Genomic DNA, 24,041 nt, shown 5'->3' with positions numbered 1-24,041 from the left:
TTTGCCTTTTCGACCAAAGACATTTGTAGATTCCGTTGATAATATAAGTTCTACAATTCCTTAAATCTCCCTGCAAAAAAACTCCGTGCGAAACAATTAAAAACAGCCACAAGAGAAGACTCTCATGGCTGTCTGCAGCAAAGAATATCTTACTTGTAGTACCTGACCCCAGCTTCAAAGAGCTGCTGGTCCTTGGCCCCCGGCACGTTCAGGGCTACGCTCTCGCCGATGCGCTCGGAGTGGCCCATCTTGCCCAGGACGCGGCCATCGGGGCTGGTGATGCCTTCGATGGCGTTGACAGAGCCGTTGGGGTTGTAGGGCATATCCAGAGTGGGATTGCCGAACTGATCCACATACTGGGTGGCAATCTGTCCCCGTATGCGCATCTTGGCCACCACTTCCTGGTCAGCTACGAAACGTCCTTCGCCGTGGGATACGGCAATGGTATGCACATCTCCCACCTGCACGTTGTTGAACCAGGGAGAAAGATTGGAAGAAACCCTGGTCTGCACCATGCAGGACACATGGCGGCCAATGCTGTTGTGGGTAAGGGTAGGCGAGCTGTCGGACAGGTCGCGGATCTCACCGTAGGGCACCAGGCCCAGCTTGATGAGGGCCTGGAAGCCGTTGCAGATGCCCAGCATGAGACCGTCCCTCTGCCTCAGGAGCTTCATGATCTCTTCCTGGATGCGGGGATTCCGGAACATGGCAGCAATGAACTTGCCGGAGCCGTCCGGCTCGTCGCCGCCGCTGAAGCCGCCGGGCAGCATGACAATCTGGGCTTCCTTGATGCCCCTCACTATGGCCTCCACGGTCTCTGCCGTGGCCTGGGGCGTGAGATTGCGCACCACCAAAGTCTGGGGATCGCCCCCTGCCCTCTCCCAGGCACGGGCGGTATCATACTCGCAGTTGGTGCCGGGGAACACGGGAATGAAGATCTTGGGCTTGGCCACCTTGGTATCACCGCCAGTGAGGGGCGTACCCTTGGTATAGGGTACATAGGTAGCCTTTTCCTTGAAGAGGGACTTGGCCCGGGCCTCGGTGGGGAAAATCTTCTCCAGAGGCTCCGTATAGGCAGTCTCTGCATCAGCGAGCATGACCACCGTCTCCCCGAAGACCATGCTGGGACCGCCGGTGGTCCGGCCCAGCTCGAAGAAGCCGGTGCCAGCGAGCAGTTCCTCCACCTGCACCATTTCCGGCACTTCCAGGATGATGGAGCCGTACATGGGCTTGAAGAGGTCTTCACGGCTGTAGGGCCAGGTTTCCATATTGAAAGCAAAGCCAATGCCATTGCCCAGGCACATCTTGGTGACGGCGGCGGCAATGCCGCCCACTCCCACGCTCTGGGCAGAGAACACTTTGTGGTCCTCAGTCAGGCGGCTGATCTTGGCAAAGTTATCCTTCAAACGGTCAAAGTCAGGCAAATCCTGCTCATCCAGGGGGCAGGGCACCAGATAGACCTTGTTGTCCACGTATTTGAACTCAGGAGAAATGGCCTGGTCAGCGGGGAACACATCCACCGCAAAGGCAGCCAGGGTGGGCGGCACGCAGATTTCCTCACCGTCCTTGCTGGTGAAGGTGCCGGACATGGAATCCTTGCCGCCGATGGCGGGGATAGCCAGCTCATGCTGGGCATAGAGGGCGCCCAGGAGGGCAGAGAAGGGCTTGCCCCACTTCTCCGGATCCTTGCCCAGGCTCTCGAAATACTCCTGGAAGGTCAGGCGGATGCGGTCAGCACGGCCGCCCAAAGCCACCATCTTGGCAGCAGACTCCACCACGGCATAGAGGGAACCGTGGAAGGGGCTCCAGCTCATGAGATCCGGGTTAAGGCCGAAGGTCATGGCCGTAGCGGTCTTGGTCTCCGCTCCCAGCACAGGAAGCTTGGCCACCATGCCCTCGGCAGGAGTCAGCTGCTTCTTGCCGCCGAAGGGCATGAGCACGGTATTGCCGCCGATGGTGGAGTCAAAGCGCTCCGACAGTCCCTTCTGGCTGCAGACATTGAGGGAGCCAAGATTAGCCAGCCAGGCCTGCTCCAGGTCATTCCCTGCAACCTTCACTTCCTCCGGCACCTCCCGGAGATAGCGGTGCTCGCTGTCCGGCTGGGTCACTTTGGCAGTCACATGCTGGCGCACGCCGTTGGTATCCAGGAACTCGCGGTTCATCTGCACGATGGCCTTGCCGCGCCACTTCATGATGAGACGGGGCTTCTCCGTAACCACAGCCACCGGCACAGCTTCCAGATTCTCCTCATCGGCAAACTGCTTGAAAGCTGCCACATTCTCAGCGGCCAACACCACAGCCATGCGCTCCTGGGACTCGGAAATGGCCAGCTCCGTGCCGTCAAGGCCTGCATACTTCTTCTTCACAGCGTCCAGGTCGATGACCAGGCCGTCAGCCAGCTCGCCAATGGCCACCGCCACGCCGCCGGCGCCGAAATCATTGCAGCGCTTGATGAGGCGGCTCACCTGAGGATTGCGGAAGAGGCGCTGGATCTTGCGCTCCGTAGGAGGATTGCCCTTCTGCACCTCTGCCCCGCAGGTAGTAAGCGATGCTGCCGTATGCTCCTTGGAAGAGCCCGTAGCACCGCCGCAGCCGTCACGGCCGGTGCGGCCGCCCACCAGCACGATCACATCGCCGGCAGCCGGTCGCTCACGAATGACGTTCACCTTGGGAGCTGCCGCAATGACAGCGCCGATTTCCATGCGCTTGGCCATATAGCCTGGGTGATATACCTCACGCACCTGCCCCGTGGCCAGGCCCACCTGGTTGCCGTAAGCACTGTAGCCTGCAGCCGCCCCCAGGGTGATCTTCTTCTGGGGGAGCTTGCCGGGCATGGTGTCCTTGAAGGCAGCCCGCGGGTCAGCCGCACCAGTCACGCGCATGGCCTGATAGACATAGGAACGGCCGGACAGCGGGTCGCGAATAGCGCCACCCAGACAGGTGGCGGCACCGCCGAAGGGCTCGATTTCCGTGGGGTGATTGTGGGTCTCGTTCTTGAACATCACCAGCCAGTCTTCATCCTGTCCCCCCACATCAGCCTTCACCACAATGCTGCAGGCGTTGATTTCCTCAGACTGGTCCAGGTCGTCCAGCTTGCCTGCCCGGCGCAGGGCCTTCATGCCGATGACGGCCAGGTCCATAAGGGTCACGGGGCGCTCCTCGTCCCGGTAGATATCCGTCCTGTCCTGCTGATAGAGGCCATAAGCCTTTTCCAGGGCAGGGCTGAAATAGCCCTCGTCAATCTTGATTTCGTCAATAGCCGTGGTAAAGGTGGTATGACGGCAGTGGTCAGACCAGTAAGTATCGATGACCCGCAGTTCCGTAAGGGTAGGATTGCGGATCTCCTGCTCGAAGAAATACTTCTGGCAGAAGGCCAGATCCTCCAGGCTCATGGCAAAACCGCGCTCCTTGTGGAAGGCTGCCAGTTCCTGCATATTGAGGCTACCGAAGCCCTCCAGCACTTCCACGTCCTCGGGCTCCTCATAGTGCTGCACCAGGGATTCCGGCTTTTCAAGCGCTGCCTCCCGGCACTCCACCTCATTGATGCAGTAGGCCTTGATTTTCTCGAAGACCTCGCGGCTCACATCACCCACCAGCACGATGCAGCGGGCGGTGCGGATCTCGGGGCGCTCCTTCTGGGTCACCAGCTGCACGCACTGGGCGGCAGAGTCGGCGGCCTGGTCATACTGGCCCGGCAGGTATTCGACGGCAAACATCCGTGAATTGGGGAAATTGGGCAGTTTTTCTTCATAGATCACATCCACCGGGGGCTCGGCGAACACCACCGGCCGCACCCTGGCATATTCCTCATCATCAAGGCCTTCGATATCATACCTCTGGATAATGCGGACAGCCTTGAGCTGATCCCTAAGGCCAAAAGTTTCCTTGAGGTCGCTGCAGAGCTGCTGGGCAGGAATATCGAAATAACCCTGTCTTTTTTCCACGAAAAGTCTTCTTACCGTCATGAGTGCCTGTTTCCTCCAAACCATCATACACAAGTGACACGGCAATAAAATTGAAATTTAATATATAGAAATAGGCATGGCAGATAAGCTCCGCCATGCCCATATTCCATCACAAAAGATCTACAGATACCTTCACCACTGCCTTGACAACCTCCATGGGCTTGTCCACTGCACACTGGGGCGCATGGACATCGTCAGGATAGAGCACAGCAAAACAGCCCGGCTTCAGCAGGATGTCGCTCTCCGGTATCAGGCATTTATAGAAGGCAATGTCTTTTTCCTCGTCATAAGGCTCCAGAACCTCCAGGTCGGGACTGAAGGGGCACCAGCCCACATACTCCTCCCCTGCAGCCAGGTACTGGATATCAACGTATTTCTTATGGGTCTCAGGATGGCAATCCTCCGGCAGTTTGGTCACGTACCTCTGCAGGTTCACAAAACAATCTTCCCCCTGGATGAGGTACTTGCCATCCTCCATCTTGGTGAAATCATGGTTGCGCAGATACTCCAAGGCCTTGGTAATAGCCTCGGGATAGACTACATGTCCCTTGTCAAAAGTGTCAATGCTGCCAATAACCATATCCGACTGCCTCCAAATAGCGGGAATCTCCCCCACGAAATTAAGAGATAACTTTCTCTATGCCTATTTTAGCCGAAAGATGGTGAGTTGGCAAGGAGACCTCTTAATATTTTCGCAAAAGGACATCCGACTTGTTTTCCAGCTGCTCCCTACTTAAATATCTTGCCAGCTTCACGGGCTTTATGCTAAGATAAGCACTAGCAATTGTACACTTTACATATAAGGAGGATCCCTTATGCGAGAACTGCTAGAGCTTCTGGAGCACGATGCCCGCCGCCCCGTCAGCGAACTGGCTTCCATGCTGCAGCGCAGCGAATACGAAGTAGAAAAGAATATCAAGGACCTGGAAAAGAACAAGATCATCCTTTCCTATAACACCCTCATCAACTGGGAGAAATTCGGCGACGATACAGTGACCGCCGTCATCGAGATCAACCTTACCCCCCAGAGGGAAGTGGGCTTTGATGCCATTGCCGAGCGCATCTACCGCTTCGACGAAGTGCGCACCGTTTATCTTATGAGTGGCAGCTTTGACCTGCTGGTCATCATCGAGGGCAAGTCCCTGAAGGACGTGGCCAACTTCGTAGCCACCCGCCTGGCCACCATCGAAGGCGTCACCGCCACCCGCAGTCATTTCATGCTGAAGCCTTACAAGAAGGACGGCGTCATCATCAACGATGAGGAACGTGACCGCAGATTGGTGGTGTCCCCATGATTGAGAAAAGAAGCGACTGGCAGGAGCGTCTCTCCCCGGGAGTGAACGCCATTGCCCCCTCGGGCATCCGCAAGTTCTTCGACATCGCCGCCCAGATGGAGGACGTCATCTCCCTGGGCGTGGGCGAGCCGGATTTCGTCACCCCCTGGTCTATCCGCGAATCCTGCGTCTATGGCCTGGAGCAGGGCTACACCTCCTACACTGCCAACCGGGGCATGCCGGAACTGAGGCAGGAAATAGCCGCCCTCTACCAGCGCCGCTATGACACAAGCTACGACTGGGATACGGATATTCTCGTGACCGTAGGTGTCAGCGAGGCCCTTGACATCGCCATGCGGGCCATCCTGGCCCCCGGGGACGAAGTGCTGATTCCCGAGCCCTGCTACGTGTCATATCAGGCCTGCACCATCCTGGCCGGCGGCGTGCCTGTGGCTGTGCCCGCCAAAGCTGAGAACGACTTCCGCATCACGGCGGCAGAACTTGAGGAGCACGTCACCCCAAAGACCAAGGTGCTGCTGATTGGCTATCCCAACAACCCCACGGGCGCCATCATGACCAGGAAGGACCTGCTGGCTGTGGCTGACTTTGCCGAAAAACACGACCTCATCGTCATTTCCGATGAGATTTACGGCGATCTCACCTACGGCGAGGAAGATCACATCTGCTTCTCCTCCCTGCCGGGCATGCAGGAACGCACCATCCTGCTGAACGGCTTCTCCAAGGCCTACGCCATGACCGGCTGGCGCATCGGCTACGCCATGGGCAACAAGGCCATCATCGCCGCCATGACCAAGATTCACCAGTACACCATGCTCTGCGCCCCCATCACTGCACAGGTGGCAGCTGTGGAGGCCCTGCGGCACGGGGAGAAATACATGAAGAAGATGGTAGCGGAATATGACCGCCGCCGCCGCCTCATCTACGACGGCTTCATCAAGATGGGCCTGGAATGCTTCGAGCCCAAAGGCGCCTTCTACATCTTCCCCAGCATCAAGAGCACCGGCTACACCTCTGACGAGTTCGCCGAAGCCCTGTTGCAGGCTGAGCACGTAGCCCTGGTCCCCGGCAGCGCCTTCGGTGCCTGCGGCGAAGGCCACGTCCGTTGCTCCTACGCCACTTCCATAGACAAGATTTCAGAAGCTCTCAACCGCATTGAGAACTTCCTGAAAAACCATAGGAAGTAAATTAAAAAGACAGGTATTGAGAATGCATCATCCTCAATACCTGTCTTTCTTTTGCCAAATCAGCGGATAAGAAGCCTTTTGATGAAATAGTAAGCTATGGCCAGCCCCACTGCCCCCAGCAGTACCGGCAGGACAAAACTTACAAAGAGCACCACCACAGTCGCCACGCCAATCAGGGCAGCTATGCGCACAATCCTGGTGCGCCAGTCATTTCCCAGAATGATGCGGCTCCAGCCCAGGCCCTGGGAGAAGGGAGCGTGGCTGGAATAGACGCGGTAGTATTGGGGCTGCTCCCTGTCCTGCTGATAGTCATGACGGCTGTCAGCTTCATTGCCATCGGCATCTATGGTCACACCCTCATAGGAGTTCTTCTCATCACGGGTGAGCACCCGCACAGATTCCTTTTCCTCTTCCATGTTCACGCCTCCCCCTCTATAAGCAAACGAAAATTAAATATCAGCCTGGCAATCGATGCGTTCCCCGTTCTTCTCCTTTTCCACCACCTGCTTCTGGAACTCGAAGCACTCGCTGGCTACATCATTGGAAAGCCAGAGCAGGCAGATAAGGTTCGGGATGGCCATGAGGCCGTTCATGGTATCGGAAAAGTTCCAGACCACTTCCAGGGAAGTGGTGGCACCCACGAAGGTGATCATGCCGAAAATCACCCGGTAGCTCATGATGACCTTGCGGTTCTTGATAATGTACTCCAGGGCCTTTTCGCCGTAATACTCCCAGCCCAGAATGGTAGAGAAGGCGAAGAGGGACAAAGAGATGGAAATAACCAGCTTGCCATACTCACCAAAAACCGTAGAGAAGGCCAGGATAGTGAGCTGTGCCCCGGACACGGGAGCCCCGGTAGCAGGGTCAATAGTGCCCAAAAGACCAGAGGAGGCAATCACCAGCCCCGTCAGCATGCAGACAATCATGGTATCGAAGAAGGTACCAGTCATGTTCACATAGCCCTGACGGGAAGCGTGGTCAGTACGGGCAGCAGCTGCCGCAATGGGGGCAGAACCCAAGCCTGCTTCGTTGGAGAATACGCCCCGGGCCACGCCCCAGCGCATAGAGGTGAGCATGGAGGCCACGATGGAGCCGCCCACGCCGCCTGCCACGGAGTCAAAGGAGAAGGCCATGCGGAACATCTCCGCCACGCCTGCTGGCACTGCCTCGAAATTAACGATAATGACAATAAGAGCTGTAACAAAGTAGAAAGCCGCCATGGCAGGCACCACGATGCTGGACACCTTGCCGATGCTGCGGATGCCGTTCACCAGCGTGCAAGTGGCTGCCACCATGATGACAGTACCGGTAATCCAGGTAGGTATATCATAACTGGTAAAAAGTGCTGCAGAAATCGAATTTGCCTGGGTCATGTTGCCGATGCCGAAGGAGGCCAGCACCACGAAGGAGGCAAAGAGAGCCGCCAGAGTACGCCCGATGAACTTATTGGAGAAGCCATGCTTCATGGCGTACATGGGACCGCCGGACATCTCACCCACGCTGTTAGTCTCACGGTACTTCACCGCCAGCACGGACTCAGCGTATTTGGTGGAAAGGCCGAAGGCGGCGCTGATCCACATCCAGACAAGAGCTCCCGGGCCGCCCAGCACCATAGCCGTGGCCACGCCTACGATATTGCCTGTGCCCACCGTGGCGGACAGGGCCGTCATCAGCGACTGGAAGGGAGAAATATCCCCCTCATGGCTCTTTTTCTGGCGGAAAATCATCTTGATGGCATAGACAAGATTTATCCAGGGCAGGAAGCGCAGCCTTATCGTCAGGAAGATGCCGGTGCCCACCAGGAAGGCCAGCATGACCGGCCCCCAGACAAAATCATTGATGTCTGCCAAAAGTCTTGATACATCCATAAGCTATCCCCTCACCTTTCATTCTCTTCTGCTCAGGCTTCCACAAGGAAGGCCTGATACCCCTTCCAAACTTCATATATATCCACCTTGCTGGTAGCTTCCCAGGGAGCGTGCATGGAGAGCACTCCTACGCCGCTGTCGATGACCTGCATGCCGTAAAGACTCATGATGTAGGCGATGGTGCCGCCCCCACCCAGGTCAACCTTGCCCAGCTCTGCCAGCTGGAAGTGGACATTATGCTTCTTCATGATGCCGCGGATCTCTCCCAAATACTCCGCATTGGCATCGTTGGAGCCGGACTTGCCCCTGGCCCCGGTAAACTTGTTGAACACCATGCCCTTGCCCAGATAAGCCACGTTCTTCTTGTCAAAGGAAGAAGCGTAGAGGGCATCATAGGCGCTGGACACATCAGAGGAAAGCATCTTGGAGTTGGCCAGGGTGCGGCGCACAGAGAGGTCGCTGCCCTGTCCCATGGCGTTCAGCAGCTCTGCCACCACGTTCTCGAAGAAACGTGACTGCATGCCCGTAGCGCCCACGCTGCCGATTTCCTCCTTGTCCACCAGCAGGCAGCAGGCAGTGCGGCGCATGCGCCCCGTCTCCAGCATAGCCATGAGGGACGTATAGGAGCAAACCCTGTCATCCTGCCCATAGGCCAGCACCATGCTGCGGTCAAAGCCAAGCTCCCTGGCCTTGCCAGCAGGCACCAGGGCAAGCTCAGCGGACTGGAAATCCTCTTCCTCAATGCCATACTTATCTTTGATAAGCTTCAGCACGCCTGCCTTGACTGATTCCTTCTCCCCTTCCTTCAGGGGATAGTTGCCCACCAGGATATCAAGGCTCTCGCCTTCCACCACCTTGGCACCGGCCTTCTTCAGCTGTTCCTGGGAAAGATGGACCAGCAGGTCAGTGACGCAGAACACCGGGTCTTTTTCATCCTCGCCGATGCAGATCTCCACCACTTCGCCGGAGGGCTTCACCACCACGCCGTGCAGGGCCAGGGGCAGGGCCACCCACTGATACTTCTTGATGCCGCCGTAGTAATGTGTATCAAGGTAAGCAAGTCCCCCCTCCTCATAAAGGGGGTTCTGTTTCACATCCAGGCGGCAGGTGTCGATATGTGCCCCCAGAATGTTCATGCCCTTCTCCAGCGGCTCCTCGCCGATATTGAAGAGCACCACGGACTTCTTCATGTTCACCGCGTAGACCTTGTCACCGGGGCGCACCTGCTCCCCTGCTTCCAGCATGGCATAGAGGTCGCGGTAACCGGCCTTCTCTGCCAGTTCCACCGCCTCAGCGGCGCTCTCCCGCTCAGTCTTGCAGCGGGAAAGGAAATCTATGTAGCCTGCAGAGAGCTTCTCCAGAGCTTCCCTGTCGCTGTCCGTATACTGGCTCCAGATGGAGTCTTTTGCTTTATCTTCAGCCATGAAAAACGTTCCTTTCTGTATCAAATAGCCTTCCCCTTGAGGGGAAGGTGTCAGCCGACAGGCTGACGGATGAGGTGGCCTGCTGCAGTCAATCAACATAGCGAGACACCTCATCCACCGCTTCGCGGTCCCCCTTCCCCTCAAGGGGAAGGCTTCAGAGGTGGTCTTCTAAGATTTTCTCAAAGTCCCCACGGGTAGTTGCCTTGTTGAACCTGTCACGGAACAGCGCCCCATGCTGCAGGCCTCTGGTATACCAGGTGGCGTGCTTGCGCATTTCCCGGGGACCGATGTAATCGCCCTTGTACTTCAGCAACAGGTCAAGGTGGCGCATGATCACTTGGGCCCGTTCCTGCATGGTGGGGGGCGGCAGCTCCTCCCCGGTGGCCAGATAATGGGTCAGGCGCTTGAAAATCCAGGGATTGCCCTGGGCGCCGCGTCCAATCATGACTCCGTCTGCCCCGGTGACTTCCATTATCTTCTTCAAATCGGCACAGGTCCTCACATCTCCATTGGCAATGACGGGAATGGAAACAGCCTGCTTCACCTCAGCAATCTTCTCCCAGTCTGCCTGACCGGCGTAGAACTGAGCACGGGTGCGGCCGTGGACAGCGATGGCGTCAACGCCTGCCTCTTCCGCCATCTTGGCGATTTCCAGCACATTGACATTTTCCTCGTCCCAGCCAAGGCGCATTTTCACCGTGAAGGGCATCTTCACAGCCGCCCGCACAGCCTTCATGATGGCGTAGGCCCGCTCCGGGTCCTTCATCAGGGCAGAGCCTTCGCCATTCTTCACCACTTTCGGGGCAGGACAACCCATATTGAAGTCCAGGATATCACAGGTGCCCTGAGCCTCCACAAAGGCCGCCGCCTCTGCCGCCATCTCCGGGGTAGCAGCGAAAATCTGCATGGCCAGGGGGCGCTCTCCCGGCTCGGAGTTCAGCATCTTCAATGTCTTCTCATTGCGAAAGTGGATGCCCTGGCTGCTGACCATCTCCGCATAGCAGAGAGGGCAGCCCATATCGTGGGCGATGATGCGGTAGGCCGTATCCGTCACCCCCGCCATGGGAGCCAGGAACACCGGATAGTCGAAGTGGAAAGCGCCGATATCTATGCCCTTCATTCCTGCACTTTCCTTTCGCCGCTCTTAACCTGATTGCGCTCATAAAGGGCACGAAGGCCCGTGAGGGTCAGGAAGTGGTCTATCTTGTCGATGGTAGCCGATTCCTTGGCAATCATCTTGGCCAGGCCGCCTGTGGCGATGACCTTCATCTCACAGCCCATTTCTTCCTTGATGCGGCGCACGATTTCATCGATCTGGCCCACATAGCCGAAGATGATGCCCGCCTGCATGCCCTGAATGGTGTTGCGGCAGATGACCTGTTTGGGAGGCACCAGCTCGATGCGTGGCAGCTGGGCCGCCTGCTGGAACAGGGCATCGGCACTGGTGCCGATGCCGGGAGCGATGACGCCTCCCAGGAAATCCCCGTTCTCCGCCACCACATCAAAGGTGGTGGCCGTGCCGATATCGATGACAATCAGGGGACCGCCGTACTGCTCATAGGCACCCACCACATTGACGATGCGGTCTGCACCGATAGCCCTGGGATTCTCATAGTGGAGCTTGATGCCCGTCTTGATGCCGGGCCCCACCACCAAGGGCTTGATGTGGAAATAGCGCTCGCACATCTTCATCATGGGCACCACCAAAGGCGGCACCACAGAAGAAATGATGATGGCCTCAATATCCGTCATGCTGATGCCCTGAAAGCGGAAGAGGTCATTTAAAAGCATGCCGTACTCGTCACCAGTCTTCTGCCTGTCCGTAGAGATACGCCAGTGCTTCACCAGCTTCTTGCCCTCGTAGGTGCCCATGACCGTATTGGTATTGCCTATATCAAAAACTAACAGCAAAGTATTTTCCTCCCATTGGGAACTAGAACTCATTTCTTCGGCCTGATGGATACATCCCCTGCCATCACCGTGCGGATCTCGCCGTCTTTTTCCACCAGCAGGGCGCCGTAGGAATCAATATCCACAGCCCTGCCCGTGAACTCATCACCGCCGTGGATGCCGATGACCCTGACTTCCTGTCCCAAGGTCACCGAATACTTTCGCCAGGCCTCAAGAACGGGGGTGAAGCCCTTCTCCAAAGCCGTCTTGTACCACTTCTCAAGAGAACGCAGCACCGCCTGCAGGAACTTCACTCTGGGCACCGGCTCTCCTTTCATGATTTCCATGGAAGTGGCCTTGCCCCGCAATTCCTCCGGGAAGTCCTCCTCCTTGATATTGGCATTGATGCCGATGCCCAGGACGATGTGCTTGATGCGGTCTATGTCGCAGCCGGCCTCCGTAAGGATGCCCACCAGTTTCTTGCCCTCGTAGACAATATCATTGGGCCATTTGATGCCCGGCGTCAGGCCGAACTCCCGCATGGCCTCAGTCACAGCCACCGCCGCCAGCAAAGTGCATTTGGGCGCCTCCTGAGGGGCAAAGGGCGGACACAATACCAGCGAAAACCAAATGCCTGTCCCCGCCGGAGAAAAGAAGCTCCGCTCCAGGCGCCCCCGCCCACCGGTCTGGCTCTCTGCCACCACCACCAGGCCATCAAGCTTCTTCCAGCCGCCAGGGCCATTCTTTATGAGCATCTGCTTGGCCACATTATTAGTAGAATCCACCTGCTGGAAATTCTTGATCAGGCGGCCCACCAATTCCGTATTCAGACCGTGGCTTATCTCACTGGCCAGCAGGCTGTCCGGACTTTCCCTCAAAGAATAGCCATTGCGGGAATGGCTGACAATCTCATAGCCAGAGCTGCGGAGCTCCTGGATGTGTTTCCACACAGCCGTCCTGGTGACCCCCAGTTTTTCTGCCATCTCTTCCCCGGAAACGTAGCGGTCTCCGGATTGCCGCAATAGGTCAAGTATCTTGCCACGCATATATTTCCCCCCTGCCGGGACTTAAGGAACTGTTCATACAAAATTACACTGTAACAGTATACCATAAAAGCCACGCAAAATAAAAGCTGGCGGGACAGTTTCCTGTACCGCCAGCGGTTGGATCTAAAAATCCTTACATGTAATCGATGGAAGACTTCTTCTTCTCCTGCTTCATATAGCCAAGCTTCTTGGCTATCCACTCCGTGATGACGAAGAAAACAGGAATCAGGAAGACACCCATGAAGGTGGCAAAGAGCATGCCACCCACTACCGCCACGCCCATGCCGTTGCGGGCGGCTGCGCCGGCACCGCTGGCTATAGCCAGAGGCAGGCAGCCGATGATGAAGGCAAAGGAGGTCATGAGGATAGGACGGAGACGCAAGCCTGCTGCCTCCAGGGCGGCCTTCACAGGCTCCATGCCCCTGTCCACACGCACCTTGGCGAACTCCACGATCAGGATGGCGTTCTTGGCCGCCAGGCCGATGATCATGATGATGCCGATCTGCATGTAGACGGAGTTCTGCAAGCCTGAGTTCATGTGCCCCGTGAGCATCATGCCCAGATTGGACAAAGCCCACTCGGAGAACAGGGCGCCGAAGATGCCTGTAGGCACCGTAAAGAGCACGGCAAAGGGCACGCTCCAGCTCTCATAGAGGGCTGCCAGGCACAGGAACACGAAGACCAGCGCCAGGGCCAGCACCTGGAAGGTGGAGCTTGCAGCTTTCTTTTCCTCGCGGCTCTGGCCGGACCACTCAATCTCAAAGCCAGTACCGGCTTCCTCCCGGACAATCTGCTCGATGGTATCCATGGCCTGTCCGGAGCTGTAGCCGTCGCCGGCATTGCCCTGGATGCTGACGGCCTTGGTGCCGTTGAATCGGGAAATAACCGTGGGGCCCGTGCTGTTCCTGGGAGTCAGCAGGGTGCTAAGAGGAATCATGGTGCCGGAGGAACTCCGCACAAACATGAATTTCATGGCATCCGTCTCGCTGCGGAAGGCGGTATCAGACTGGAGCACCACCTTGTAGCTGCGGCCAAAACGGTTGAAGTCGTTCACCTGGGCGCCGCCGAAGTTCACCTGCATGGCTGTGAACACATCAGACAGCTTCACATCCATCTTCTTGATCTTCTCGCGATCCACATCATACTCGATGGTAGGAGAAGTGATGGAATAGGTGGTGCGCACACCCTGCAGGGCAGGGTTCTGATTAGCCTTGGCCACGATGCGATTCGTAATCTCATAGAGTTCCTCATCCGTATGGCCAGACATATCCATGAGCTGCAGATTCCAGCCGCCCACATTGCCCAGACCGGGCAGGGCAGGAGGATTGGCAGCAATGACCGTAGCCTCGGGAGCCAGCTGCGCTCCCAGGCCGAAGAGAGTGCCCACGGCAGCATCCACGGACTGATCCCCGCCGGGGCGCTGGCTCCAGTCCTTCATGCCGATGATCAGGAGGCCTGCGCTTGGCTTGCTGGTGAAGGCCAGCATATCAAAGCCCGTGACCGCCATGGATTGGTCTATGCCCTTGATGCTCTGGAGAGCCGCAGCCTGCAGCTTGTCCATGGTCTTCTGGGTCTGGTTCAGGGAAGTTCCCTCAGGCAGGTTGACCATGGCGAAAGCGTAGCCCTGATCCTCCGAAGGCACGAAGGTAGAGGGCAGCTTCATATAGAGCAGGGCCATCAAGCCCGACACGATGAGCAGGAAGATCACAGCCAGCTTGGCATTGGCAATGCCCCGGGCCACTATCCCCACATAGCCTTTCTTGGTTCTCTCAAACCAGTTGTTGAAAGCGGTGAAGAAACGGTCCAAAGCGCCGTCCTGCCCTTCGCTCTCCTCATGGCGCTTGAGAATCATGGCACAAAGAGCCGGAGTCAGGGTCAGTGCCACGAAGGCAGACAGGGCCATGGAAACCGCGATGGTGAGAGCAAACTGGCGATAGAGCACGCCGGTCATGCCCCCCAGGAAAGCCACGGGCACGAACACCGCCGCCAGCACGAAGGCAATGGCCACTACCGGGCCCTGCACTTCATCCATGGCGCGCTCGGTGGCGTCCACAGGCTCAAGTCCCTCTTCCATGTGCTTCTCCACGTTCTCGATAACCACGATGGCGTCATCCACCACCAGGCCGATGGCCAGCACCAGGGCAAAGAGGGTCAGGGTATTGATGGAGAAATCCAGGAGAATGAAGGCTGCCAGGGTACCAATCAGAGATACCGGCACTGCCAGCAAAGGAATTATAGTAGCGCGCCAACTCTGCAGGAAGAGGAAGATAACGAACACCACCAGGAGCAGAGCCTCGAAGAAGGTCTCCAGCACCTCTTTGATAGAAGCGTTGATATAGTTGGTGCTGTCCATGATCTCGCTGACTTCCAAGTTGGGAGGCAGATCAGACTTTGCTTTTTCAATGATTTCCTTGACCCCTGCCACCGTCTGCATGGCATTGGCGTCATTGGTAAGCTGGATGCCGAAGCCCACGGCGGGAGCGCCGTTGCTCTTGGTCACAAAGCCATTGTCCTTCTGGCCTTCCTCCACCCGGGCCACGTCCTTCAGGCGCACGAAGGAACCATCTGTGCCATGGGTCTTCAGCACGATGTTACCGAATTCCTCAGGGGTGGAGAGACGGCCCTGGATTTTGCCCGTGTACTGCTTTTCCTGGCCATTGTCCACAGGCATGCCGCCTACGGTACCTGCCGGAGCCTGCACATTCTGCTCATTGATGGCATCGGTTACGTCCTTCACCGTCAGATTATACTCTGCCAGGCGGTCAGGATTCAGCCAGACACGCATGGCATAGTCGGCGCCGAAGACCTGCACATCACCTACACCAGCTACACGCTTGATCTGATCCAAAAGATAGATATCCGCATAATTCTTCATGAAAGCACGGTCATACGTACCATCAGGAGAAGTCAGGGACACCATGTAAGCCATATCGTTAGAAGACTTGCGGGTGGTTACGCCCACGGACTGCACCGACGAGGGCAGGCTGGCATTGGCGATGGCCACGTTGTTCTGCACCTTGACGGAATCCATATCGCCGTCAGAGCCCGTATCAAACACCACGCTGAGGCTGTACCGGCCAGTATCGTTGGAGGTGGAGCTCATGTAGTCCATGCCCTGGGTGCCGTTGACCTGCTGCTCAATGATCTGGGCCACCGTGTCATTTACTACGCTGGCGTTAGCGCCAGTATAGGACGTACCGACAGAAATAGTCGGCGGGGCAATCTGCGGGTACTGCGCTATAGGCAGCTGCACAGCCGATATAAGGCCCACGATTACGATAATGATGGAAATGACTATCGCAAAGATTGGGCGGTGGATAAAAAACTTTGACAAAACGCCGCCCCCTTATTTCTTGACAGTAGAAGCGTCGGGATCGAAAAGGGAAGTATCGGTATTCAGGGAGAAGCCCATTTCCTCAGGCGTCACCATAGTCACCGTAAGGTCCCTGCCCTCCTGCAGGTTGGTAAGGCCTTCCACCACCACAATATCGCTGGCATCGATGCCTTCCTTGATGATGTAGTAGCTGCCCACCTTTTCCCCAAGTTTCACGGTGCGGGCCTCGGACTTGGCATCCCCGTTCACTACCATGACAAAGGACTTGCCCAAGAGCTGCTGCACGGCACGCTGTGGCACCAGGATGGCTCCCGGCACAACCTCACCCGTGAGCTTCACCCGTGCGTACATGCCGGGGAGCAGGATGCCGTTGGGATTGTCAAATAGAGCCTTCAGGGTCAGGGTACCCGTATTATCGGATAAAGCGCGGTCAGACTCAGAAATGACGCCAGTGAGTGGATATTCCGTACCATCAGACAGGGTAAGGCTCACATTCACATTGCTGTTGGGATCACCCTGCTGCATGGCCTTGATGTTCATGAATTTCAGGAACTCAGTCTCGGAAATGGAGAACTGGGCATAGATGGGGTCAGAGGAACCGATGGTCACCAGAGTGGTGTTGCCGGCAGTGGCATAAGTGCCTACTGCCACGTCATCCACGGAGAGCTGGCCCGTCATGGGAGCATAAACCACCGTATCGTCAAGATCTTCCTGAGCCTTCTTCAGCAGGGCCGCATTGGCAGCAGCAGCAGCTTCATAGGCATTCACCTGAGACTGCTGGTTGGCCACAGTCTGCTCCGCTATGGCATCAGACTTCAGGAGTTCCTCATAGCGGTAGAGGTCTGTCTGGGCATTGCTCAGATTGGCCTCGGCCTGAGCCAGATTGGCATGGGCGTTCAGCACCGCCGACTCATACTGGCGGGAGTCAATGCGGTACAGGGGCTGTCCCTCCACCACATACTGGCCGCCCTGGACATATTTTTCGATGATCTTGCCAGAGACCTTGGCCTGGACCTTCACCTCATCCTTGCCTACCAGGGAGCCTGCATACTCACTGGTGAGGGGCGTATCCTGCTGGATGACGTTCATGGCCTTCACCTGGGCACCGCCCTTCTGGGCCTGCTGCTGCTCCTTGCCGCAGCCAGAGAGCACCACGGAGAGGCAAAGGGCCATCACCAGGGCCAAAGCCTTCTTGTTTTTCGTCAAAAACAAAGCAAAAAACCTCCTTCATACTATAACTCAACAACTACAACGTTTCTGGAGATTAGTAAATAAGTGTTTACTATCAATGGATTATATAGTATTATATCGGTAAAGAAAAGTCAAGAACCAGCTAATAAAACCCAACCAAGGAGGAATGGAAATGACCTTGGCAGATTCCGGGCATGCCCTTTCCCAAGACTTTCTGGAAACCCTCATGCTCATCCATGTGAATTTCTTCCGCAACAAGAACCTGCCCCTGCCCCTGAACCAGTACGGCCTTCTCATGGTCATCCACACGGAAGGCCCCATCACCAACAACCGGGCCAGTGAGATACTGAAGATTTCCAAGCAGCAGATGAGCACCGTGGCAGAACGCCTGCTGCAGCAGGGCTACATCAGCAAGAACGCAGACTGCCGCGACCGCAGGTGCTGCCTGCTGGAGCTGACAGAAAAGGGTCTGGAAATCATCAATCAGCAGAATGACTATGTGCGGAAAAAGTTCGAAGACAGGCTGCACAAGCTCACCAAGGACGAGCAGCAGAAACTCTCAGAAGCCATACACAGGCTGAATCGTTCCATAGACACGATGTTTTCTTGATAACGAAAGAACCGGAACACCTGGGAAACCATGGTACTCCGGTTCTTTTTTCATGCCCTTGGCAAGATCAAAGCTCAATCACATCCAGATCGTCAGGCACGAAAATCTTACCATGGTAGTATTTCGCCGCCTCGGCGCTGTAATCCTGCTTGCGGGTTTCTATATGTTTGTCTTCCGTGTGGTAAAGCACCAGGTTCCTGGCCCCCAGCTCCTCAGCCAGCTCGCTGGCCTCCTTCACGGTGCTGTGGTTCTTCTCGTAGGGCTTGAAGACCTCCCTGTCCTCATAGCGGCAGAAGGCCTCTGCCAGCAGCCAGTCCGCCCCTGCCGCATACTCCCTGTCATGCTCATTGTAAGGCTCATCCCCCAGGCAGACGAACTTCATGCCATCGGGGAAAACCAGCCGGTAGCCAAACTGCTTAGCCTTGGTAGAGCAGATATCAAAGGCGGTGAGATTGGCAAAGGGCAGCTCCACGCTTTCCCCGTCCTGCACCTCATGCACCAGGATATCCGTCCCCACCCTGGCAAAATCCTTCTTCTTCAAGGTCATCTTCGTCATGGTGATGAGCATGTCCTTCACCACATCATGGCAATAAATGTGAAACTGCCCCTCGTACTTTCCCTTGTTCATCAGGTCAGCCACCTTGCGCATGACCCAGATAACCCCCAGCACATGGTCAGTATGGCCGTGGGTCACAAACATGTGGTGGCAGTCACCGAATTTGAAGGGAGTCTCCTCCAACTGGCGCAGGATCCCATTGCCGCCCCCCGCATCAGTCAGGAACAGCCCCTGCTCCGTCTCCAGATAAAAGCAGGTATTGAAGCACTTGGTAGCCATGGCAAAGCCAGTCCCCAAAACATACATCTTCCGCACAAAAACTCCCCCTCTTACAGTACACCCAGACCACTCCAACTGGCCCCCAAGGATGGGGGCCAAGGGGCCTTTGAATTCAGGATGAATTCAGGCCCAAAGGTTTTCTTTTGGTACTTTTCTTTGCATCAAAGAAAAGTACAAGCCGCCCCCTTACTTCTCAACTAAAAGGCACTCACCCTCACCAGAGAGTCTGTAATCCTCCATGCCCACCGGCAGGAAAACCGTCTCCCCCTTGGCAAGCTCAGTATCCTTGCCGCCGCAGACCAGCTTCAAACTGCCGGACAGCACCGTCAAAGACTGGAAAGACTCCCCGGGAGCCTTGAAATCCGCCTCACCATCAACCTCCAAATGATAAGTCGTGAAATAATCGCACTTAGCCAGCAGCGACACCCTGCACCCTTTCAGCAGGTCAATTTCTGCCAAGGGCCTCGTATTTAGCGGCAGCGGTTTCCTCCTGGTCACTGCCAAGGCCTTGCCGATATGCAGGGGCCTAGACTTGCCGTCTGCCCCCACTCTGCCGTAATCGTAGACGCGATAGGTGGAATTGGAGCTCTGCTGCACCTCGCAGATGAGGATGCCTGCCCCGATGGCGTGCAGGGTCCCCGCCTCGATGAAGAACACATCCCCCTTGTGCACCGGCACCTGGCGGCAGACCTCCAGCAGGGTGTCTTCCTCGATGCGGTTCCTGAACTCCTCCTTGGAAATCTCCTTCTCAAAGCCGTAGATGAGCTTCGCTCCAGGCTCGGCATCCAGCACATACCACATCTCCGTCTTGCCCTGCTCACCTTCCACCCGCTGGGCGTATTCATTGTCCGGATGCACCTGCACAGAAAGGCTGTCCCTGGCATCGATGAACTTGATCAGCAGGGGGAATTCCGCCAACCCCTGACATTTCGGCCCCAGGATCTGCTGCCCCTGTCGCTCAATGTATTCCCTCAGAGTCAGGCCCTTGTCCTCCCCCTCGGCAATGATGCTCTCTCCGTCCTTGTGGCAGGAAAGCTCCCAGCTCTCCGCCACCTTCTCCATCTCCGAGGCCTTGCCGTACTCCTCCCGCAGGCGGTTGCCCCCCCAGAGATAGTCTTTAAGCGGTGCCTGCAGCTTAACAGGATAAAGCATATATCTTCCTCCCCTTCATAATCTAGTCACATTTTAGCACAAATTACAGACAACAAAAAGAGGTGGAAGCTGTGATTATCTTCCACCTCTAAATATGCAATTTCAGCCCTTCCACTTAGCCAAGGCTGCCCTGGCGGCCTGCTGCTCTGCCGCTTTCTTGCTGCGGCCGGAGCCTTCGCCGTAGGGCACGCCGTCCACCAGCACCCGGCTGGTGAAGATCCTTTCGTGAGGGGGGCCGGACTCGCCTGCTTCTTCGTAGGTTATGACCTTTTCCGGGTCCTTGTGTACCAGTTCCTGGAAAGTGGTCTTGTAGTCCGTCAGGATCTCCCCTACCCGGCTGGCCTGCTGGAATTCATGGGAAAGCTGCCTCACCACGTAGTCCTGGGCAGTCTCCCAGCCCTGGTCCTCATAGATGGCGCCGATAACGGCCTCGAAGGCATCCTCCAGATTGGTCTGGCGGTTGCGGCCGCCGCCCATTTCCTCCCCCCGGCCCAAGAGCAGATGCTCACCCAGCTTCAGGTCTTTGGCCAGGCGGGCCAGAGTCTCCGAGCGCACAATGCTGGCCCGGATCTTGGTAAGCTCGCCCTCGGGAAGGTTTTTGAAACGACCATACAGATAAGTGCTGGAGGCAAGCTCCAGCACTGCGTCCCCTAAGAATTCGAGACGTTCATTATGGTCAGTCTTCCTTTTCGCCTCATTGGCGTAGGAGGTATGGGTGAGTGCCCGGTCCAGCAGGGCAAGGTTCCTGAACTTCACGCCCAGGTTCCCCGCCAGCTTTTCCAGTTCCTCACGCCTTTCCTCAGAAAGGAATTCAGACATATCTGTTCCTCTTGCTTACTCAGCGTACTTCTTCAGCAGCAGGCAGGCATTGTGGCCGCCGAAGCCGAAGGAGTTGGACATAGCTGCGCGCACGGTCTTGGCCTTGGCCTTGTTGGGCACATAGTCAAGATCCAGTCCCTCGTCCTGAGTCTCATAGTTCATGGTGGGAGGCATCATATCATTTTCCACAGTCAGGGCAGTGGCAATAGCCTCCACGCCGCCGGCAGCACCCAGCAGATGACCGGTCATGGACTTGATGGAGGACACGGAAACCTCCTTGGCAGCCTCGCCCCAAACAGCCTTGATAGCCTCGCTCTCACCCTCGTCGTTCAGGTGGGTGGAGGTGCCATGGGCGTTCACATAGTCAACCTCGCTGGCCTTCATGCCTGCATCATCCAGAGCCAGCTGCATGCACTTGGCCTGATAGGTGCCATGGGGAGCAGGGCTGGTCATGTGATAAGCGTCGGAGTTGGCGCCATAGCCAATCACCTCGGCGTAGATATGAGCGCCGCGAGCCTTGGCGTGCTCCAGGCTCTCCAGCATCACAATGCCTGCGCCCTCGCCCATGACGAAACCGCTGCGGTTCTTGTCGAAGGGACGGGAAGCATGAGCAGGATCATCGTTGTGATCCATGCAGAGGGCCTTCATGGCAGCGAAACCTGCCACAGCAGCGGGAGAAATGCAGGCCTCGGTGCCGCCAGCCAGCATGGCATCAGCATCGCCGCGCTGAATCACGCGGAAAGCGTCACCGATGCAGTTGGTGCCCGTAGCGCAAGCCGTCACCACGCACTCAGAGGGGCCGTGGAGGCCGAACTGGATAGCCACATGGCCGGTGGCCAGGTTGGCAATCATCATGGGGATGAAGAAGGGGCTGATACGGGAAGGACCCTTGGCAAAGAGCTTCTCGTACTGGCTGTGCATGGTCTCGATGCCGCCGATGCCAGCGCCGATGTAAGTGCCGATGCGGTCACGATCTGCTTTCTCAAGATCAATCCCGGAATCCTCAATGGCCAGCTTGGCTGCAGCCACAGCGAACTGGGCATAGCGGTCCATGCGCTTGGACTCCTTCTTGTCGATGTAATCAGCGGGATCGAAATCCTTCACCTCGCCGGCGATCTGGGCGCCGTACTCGGAAGCATCGAAACGGGTGATCTTCTCAATGCCGTTCTTGCCCTCCAGGAGGCCCTTCCAGAATTCGTCCTTGCCGATGCCGATAGGGGTGACGGCACCAAGGCCGGTGATAACTACGCGATTCTTCACAACAAATCTCCTCTCGCAATTGAAACCGTTCTCAAAAAACTTCAAACAAGGTTCCTAATCAACAGAATAGGGCGCGCAGAGCACGCCCCCCATTTCCTCTTAGATTGCCGCTACCTCAGCCTTGAGCTGCTCAAAGATATCATGCACGCTCATGATGCTCTTGATAGTGGGCAGACGCTCTCCCGTAAAGACCAGCCCCGTCTCCACATCGCCCTGCTGAGCCCTGATCAGGGAGCGGATGATGCAGAAATTGTGCTTGCAGGCCTTCAGGCAGGCATCACAAACCGTCGGCGGCACGGGCCCTTCCAGCACCTTAGCGGTGAAGGGAGTGCGCACGGCGCGCCCGGGAAGTCCCACAGGACTGTGGATGACCACTACGTCCTCGGGCTTGGATTTCAGATAATATTCCTTCAGGGCCGGTGCGCCATTGGCCTCCTCAGAAGCCGCAAAGCGGGACCCCATCTGGACGCCATTGGCACCCATGTTTATCAAATCAACGACATCCTGACCGGAAAGGACACCGCCGGCTGCAATCACCGGCAGCTTCACAGCTGCACGTATATCCGGGATAAGGTCCCTCACAGAGGTGTCCGTTCCCAGGTGGCCGCCAGCCTCCTTACCCTCTACCACAATAGCAGTAGCGCCAAGACGCTCGGAAATCTTTGCCAATTTAACTGACGATACAATCGGTACGATAGGCGTGCCGGATTCCTTGCCCAGGCCGAACATATCACGGGAGAACCCCGCACCAGCTACCACCAGGTCAATGCCCTCATCGATGGCAGTCTTCACTACCTCTGCAAAGTCGCGGGCAGCCACCATGATATTGATGCCGATAATGCCTTTGGTAAGGGAACGAGCCAGTCTTATCTCGTAGCGCAGTTCGTCATGGGACATTCCGGATGCAGCAATGAGCCCAATGCCACCCTCGTTAGCTACCGCAGCAGCCAGACGAGCCGTTGACAGACGAATCGCCATTCCTCCTTGGATAATAGGCATTTTTGCGATTTTCGTGCCAATTTTCAGCTCTGGAAGCTTCAATGTTACTCCTCCAATCAATCTCCCCTCTTGACAAAATCCCGCGAAACTGAAGTTCACGGGATTTTTCAAAAGGTAAGACGCCCAAAACTATTGTCAGTCTTTGTTCTGGTCGATGTAGGTAACTACATCCTGAACAGTCTTGATCTTCTCAGCAGCCTCGTCAGGAATCTCGATGTTGAATTCCTCCTCGAAAGCCATGATCAGCTCCACGATATCCAGGGAATCAGCACCAAGATCATCGATGAACGTAGACTCGATTGCTACCTCATCAGCCTCAACACCCAGCTGCTCAACCACGATATCTCTTACTTTATCGAAAGTAGACATGAAGTTTCACCTCCTTAAATTGGTGTACTTGCAAAAGTACCTAATATAGATAATATCACATTACCATGCCACCGTCTACATTGACAATCTGGCCTGTGATATAAGCTGCATTTTCGCTCACCAGGAAGAGGACGGCATTTGCCACATCCGAGGGGCTTCCTTCCCTCTTCATGGGGATAGTGCCCAGGACAGCTTCCTTGGCCTTCTCATTCATAGCGTCAGTCATGTCCGTGGCAATGAAGCCCGGAGCCACCATGTTCACGGTGATGCCGCGGGAAGCAAGCTCCTTGGCGGCAGACTTGGAGAAGCCGATAACGCCAGCCTTGGAAGCTGCGTAGTTGGTCTGACCGGCGTTGCCGGTAAGGCCTACCACAGAAGCCATATTCACGATGCGTCCGCTACGCTTCTTCATCATGAGCTTGGCCACAGCCTTGGTGCAGTAGAAAACACCCTTCAGATTGATGTCCACCACAGCCTCGAAGTCCTCGTCCTTCATACGGGCCAGCAGGCCGTCACGGGTAATGCCGGCGTTGTTCACCAGGATATCGATGGTGCCGAAAGCCTCAACGACCTTCCCGACCATGGCTTCCACAGCGTCCTTGTCAGCCACGTTAGCCTGCACCAGGATGGCCTCGCCACCCATCTTCTCAATCTCAGCCTTGACTTCTTCGGCCTTGGCCTGGCTGCCGGAGTAATTCACAGCAACCTTGGCGCCCTCGGCGGCCAGCTTCAGGGCCACAGCCCTGCCGATGCCCCGGGAAGCACCTGTAACAAGCGCAACCTTTCCGTCTAAAAGCATA

At 56.5% G+C, this 24,041-nt stretch carries 20 protein-coding genes; 3 read left to right on the top strand and 17 right to left on the bottom strand.

The window, feature by feature from the left end:
* Positions 1–149: 149 nt before the first annotated feature.
* Both BLW59_RS06730 and BLW59_RS06725 read right to left on the bottom strand, forming a co-directional pair.
* Entirely contained in the window at positions 150–3,965 is a 3,816-nt protein-coding gene (locus BLW59_RS06730) for a phosphoribosylformylglycinamidine synthase (RefSeq protein ID WP_074697161.1), read from the bottom strand.
* Positions 3,966–4,074: 109 nt separating this feature from the next.
* Positions 4,075–4,545 (bottom strand): YhcH/YjgK/YiaL family protein, encoded by a 471-nt coding sequence (locus BLW59_RS06725; RefSeq protein WP_029540577.1) that lies wholly within the window; start codon positions 4,543–4,545, stop codon positions 4,075–4,077.
* A gap of 235 nt (positions 4,546–4,780) precedes the next feature.
* Between BLW59_RS06725 and BLW59_RS06720 the strand changes: the two genes are divergently transcribed.
* Together BLW59_RS06720 and BLW59_RS06715 are read left to right on the top strand one after the other, a co-directional pair.
* Positions 4,781–5,260, top strand: a complete 480-nt coding sequence (locus tag BLW59_RS06720) for an Lrp/AsnC family transcriptional regulator (RefSeq protein WP_029540578.1) — start codon at positions 4,781–4,783, stop codon at positions 5,258–5,260.
* Positions 5,257–6,444 carry an aminotransferase class I/II-fold pyridoxal phosphate-dependent enzyme gene (locus BLW59_RS06715; protein ID WP_074697160.1) on the top strand — a complete coding sequence of 396 codons (1,188 nt, stop codon included), beginning with the start codon at positions 5,257–5,259 and terminating at the stop codon, positions 6,442–6,444. The genes BLW59_RS06720 and BLW59_RS06715 overlap by 4 nt, the downstream gene beginning before the upstream one ends.
* Positions 6,445–6,503: 59 nt before the next feature.
* Here BLW59_RS06715 and BLW59_RS06710 read toward each other — a convergent pair whose 3' ends face one another.
* The 8 genes from BLW59_RS06710 to BLW59_RS06675 all read right to left on the bottom strand — a co-directional run bounded on the left by BLW59_RS06710 (position 6,504) and on the right by BLW59_RS06675 (position 17,179).
* On the bottom strand, positions 6,504–6,860 hold the full coding sequence (locus BLW59_RS06710; RefSeq protein ID WP_074697159.1) for a hypothetical protein: 357 nt from the start codon (positions 6,858–6,860) through the stop codon (positions 6,504–6,506).
* Positions 6,861–6,893: 33 nt separating this feature from the next.
* The gene (locus BLW59_RS06705) at positions 6,894–8,312 is read right to left on the bottom strand and encodes an alanine/glycine:cation symporter family protein (protein WP_074697158.1); all 1,419 of its coding nucleotides are present in this window, start codon (positions 8,310–8,312) and stop codon (positions 6,894–6,896) included.
* Positions 8,313–8,344: 32 nt separating this feature from the next.
* Complete coding sequence (locus tag BLW59_RS06700; RefSeq protein ID WP_074697157.1) at positions 8,345–9,736, bottom strand: aminopeptidase; 1,392 nt, start codon at positions 9,734–9,736, stop codon at positions 8,345–8,347.
* A 154-nt stretch (positions 9,737–9,890) separates the two neighbouring features.
* A complete protein-coding gene (gene dusB / locus BLW59_RS06695) occupies positions 9,891–10,856 on the bottom strand; it encodes a tRNA dihydrouridine synthase DusB (RefSeq protein ID WP_074697156.1) in 966 nt (321 codons plus the stop codon).
* A complete protein-coding gene (locus tag BLW59_RS06690; protein WP_029540584.1) occupies positions 10,853–11,647 on the bottom strand; it encodes a type III pantothenate kinase in 795 nt (264 codons plus the stop codon). The genes dusB and BLW59_RS06690 overlap by 4 nt, the downstream gene beginning before the upstream one ends.
* Positions 11,648–11,676: 29 nt before the next feature.
* On the bottom strand, positions 11,677–12,672 hold the full coding sequence (locus tag BLW59_RS06685; RefSeq protein WP_074697155.1) for a biotin--[acetyl-CoA-carboxylase] ligase: 996 nt from the start codon (positions 12,670–12,672) through the stop codon (positions 11,677–11,679).
* Between the two features lie 133 nt (positions 12,673–12,805).
* Positions 12,806–16,006 carry an efflux RND transporter permease subunit gene (locus BLW59_RS06680; protein WP_074697154.1) on the bottom strand — a complete coding sequence of 1,067 codons (3,201 nt, stop codon included), beginning with the start codon at positions 16,004–16,006 and terminating at the stop codon, positions 12,806–12,808.
* A gap of 12 nt (positions 16,007–16,018) precedes the next feature.
* Positions 16,019–17,179: an efflux RND transporter periplasmic adaptor subunit gene (locus tag BLW59_RS06675; RefSeq protein WP_139283580.1), complete on the bottom strand. Its 1,161-nt coding sequence runs from the start codon at positions 17,177–17,179 to the stop codon at positions 16,019–16,021.
* A gap of 190 nt (positions 17,180–17,369) precedes the next feature.
* Between BLW59_RS06675 and BLW59_RS06670 the strand changes: the two genes are divergently transcribed.
* Positions 17,370–17,807, top strand: coding sequence for a MarR family winged helix-turn-helix transcriptional regulator (locus tag BLW59_RS06670; protein WP_175463371.1), 438 nt, complete (start codon positions 17,370–17,372; stop codon positions 17,805–17,807).
* Positions 17,808–17,874: 67 nt separating this feature from the next.
* Here the strand turns inward: BLW59_RS06670 and BLW59_RS06665 are convergent, their stop codons facing one another.
* The 7 genes from BLW59_RS06665 to fabG form a co-directional block, all read right to left on the bottom strand.
* Complete coding sequence (locus tag BLW59_RS06665; protein WP_318258400.1) at positions 17,875–18,669, bottom strand: MBL fold metallo-hydrolase; 795 nt, start codon at positions 18,667–18,669, stop codon at positions 17,875–17,877.
* Between the two features lie 159 nt (positions 18,670–18,828).
* On the bottom strand, positions 18,829–19,794 hold the full coding sequence (locus tag BLW59_RS06660) for a type I phosphomannose isomerase catalytic subunit (protein ID WP_029540593.1): 966 nt from the start codon (positions 19,792–19,794) through the stop codon (positions 18,829–18,831).
* 102 nt (positions 19,795–19,896) lie between these two features.
* A complete protein-coding gene (gene rnc / locus BLW59_RS06655) occupies positions 19,897–20,613 on the bottom strand; it encodes a ribonuclease III (RefSeq protein ID WP_074697151.1) in 717 nt (238 codons plus the stop codon).
* Positions 20,614–20,628: 15 nt separating this feature from the next.
* The gene (gene fabF / locus BLW59_RS06650; protein WP_074697150.1) at positions 20,629–21,873 is read right to left on the bottom strand and encodes a beta-ketoacyl-ACP synthase II; all 1,245 of its coding nucleotides are present in this window, start codon (positions 21,871–21,873) and stop codon (positions 20,629–20,631) included.
* Between the two features lie 99 nt (positions 21,874–21,972).
* The gene (locus BLW59_RS06645; RefSeq protein WP_029540598.1) at positions 21,973–22,914 is read right to left on the bottom strand and encodes an NAD(P)H-dependent flavin oxidoreductase; all 942 of its coding nucleotides are present in this window, start codon (positions 22,912–22,914) and stop codon (positions 21,973–21,975) included.
* Between the two features lie 93 nt (positions 22,915–23,007).
* Positions 23,008–23,241, bottom strand: coding sequence for an acyl carrier protein (locus tag BLW59_RS06640; protein WP_029540599.1), 234 nt, complete (start codon positions 23,239–23,241; stop codon positions 23,008–23,010).
* Positions 23,242–23,296: 55 nt separating this feature from the next.
* On the bottom strand, positions 23,297–24,040 hold the full coding sequence (gene fabG, locus BLW59_RS06635) for a 3-oxoacyl-[acyl-carrier-protein] reductase (protein WP_074697149.1): 744 nt from the start codon (positions 24,038–24,040) through the stop codon (positions 23,297–23,299).
* Between the last annotated feature and the right edge of the window lies 1 nt (position 24,041).

Origin of the sequence: Selenomonas sp. KH1T6, from assembly GCF_900108415.1 — a bacterium.
Taxonomy (GTDB): Bacteria; Bacillota; Negativicutes; order Selenomonadales; family Selenomonadaceae; genus Selenomonas_B; species Selenomonas_B ruminantium_A.
Note: the sequence above shows the minus strand (reverse complement) of the source record. Positions and strands in the feature narration are given on the sequence as shown.

Excerpts from the sequence above, each read along its gene's own strand:
- BLW59_RS06725 (WP_029540577.1), bottom strand. The coding sequence starts at position 4,545 with ATGGTTATTGGCAGCATTGACACTTTTGACAAGGGACATGTAGTCTAT.
- BLW59_RS06670 (WP_175463371.1), top strand. The coding sequence starts at position 17,370 with ATGACCTTGGCAGATTCCGGGCATGCCCTTTCCCAAGACTTTCTGGAA.
- BLW59_RS06715 (WP_074697160.1), top strand. The coding sequence starts at position 5,257 with ATGATTGAGAAAAGAAGCGACTGGCAGGAGCGTCTCTCCCCGGGAGTG.
- BLW59_RS06730 (WP_074697161.1), bottom strand. The coding sequence starts at position 3,965 with ATGACGGTAAGAAGACTTTTCGTGGAAAAAAGACAGGGTTATTTCGAT.
- BLW59_RS06705 (WP_074697158.1), bottom strand. The coding sequence starts at position 8,312 with ATGGATGTATCAAGACTTTTGGCAGACATCAATGATTTTGTCTGGGGG.
- BLW59_RS06700 (WP_074697157.1), bottom strand. The coding sequence starts at position 9,736 with ATGGCTGAAGATAAAGCAAAAGACTCCATCTGGAGCCAGTATACGGAC.
- BLW59_RS06665 (WP_318258400.1), bottom strand. The coding sequence starts at position 18,669 with ATGTATGTTTTGGGGACTGGCTTTGCCATGGCTACCAAGTGCTTCAAT.
- rnc (WP_074697151.1), bottom strand. The coding sequence starts at position 20,613 with ATGTCTGAATTCCTTTCTGAGGAAAGGCGTGAGGAACTGGAAAAGCTG.
- BLW59_RS06685 (WP_074697155.1), bottom strand. The coding sequence starts at position 12,672 with ATGCGTGGCAAGATACTTGACCTATTGCGGCAATCCGGAGACCGCTAC.
- dusB (WP_074697156.1), bottom strand. The coding sequence starts at position 10,856 with ATGAAGGGCATAGATATCGGCGCTTTCCACTTCGACTATCCGGTGTTC.
- BLW59_RS06720 (WP_029540578.1), top strand. The coding sequence starts at position 4,781 with ATGCGAGAACTGCTAGAGCTTCTGGAGCACGATGCCCGCCGCCCCGTC.
- BLW59_RS06640 (WP_029540599.1), bottom strand. The coding sequence starts at position 23,241 with ATGTCTACTTTCGATAAAGTAAGAGATATCGTGGTTGAGCAGCTGGGT.
- BLW59_RS06660 (WP_029540593.1), bottom strand. The coding sequence starts at position 19,794 with ATGCTTTATCCTGTTAAGCTGCAGGCACCGCTTAAAGACTATCTCTGG.
- BLW59_RS06710 (WP_074697159.1), bottom strand. The coding sequence starts at position 6,860 with ATGGAAGAGGAAAAGGAATCTGTGCGGGTGCTCACCCGTGATGAGAAG.
- BLW59_RS06675 (WP_139283580.1), bottom strand. The coding sequence starts at position 17,179 with ATGGCCCTTTGCCTCTCCGTGGTGCTCTCTGGCTGCGGCAAGGAGCAG.
- fabG (WP_074697149.1), bottom strand. The coding sequence starts at position 24,040 with ATGCTTTTAGACGGAAAGGTTGCGCTTGTTACAGGTGCTTCCCGGGGC.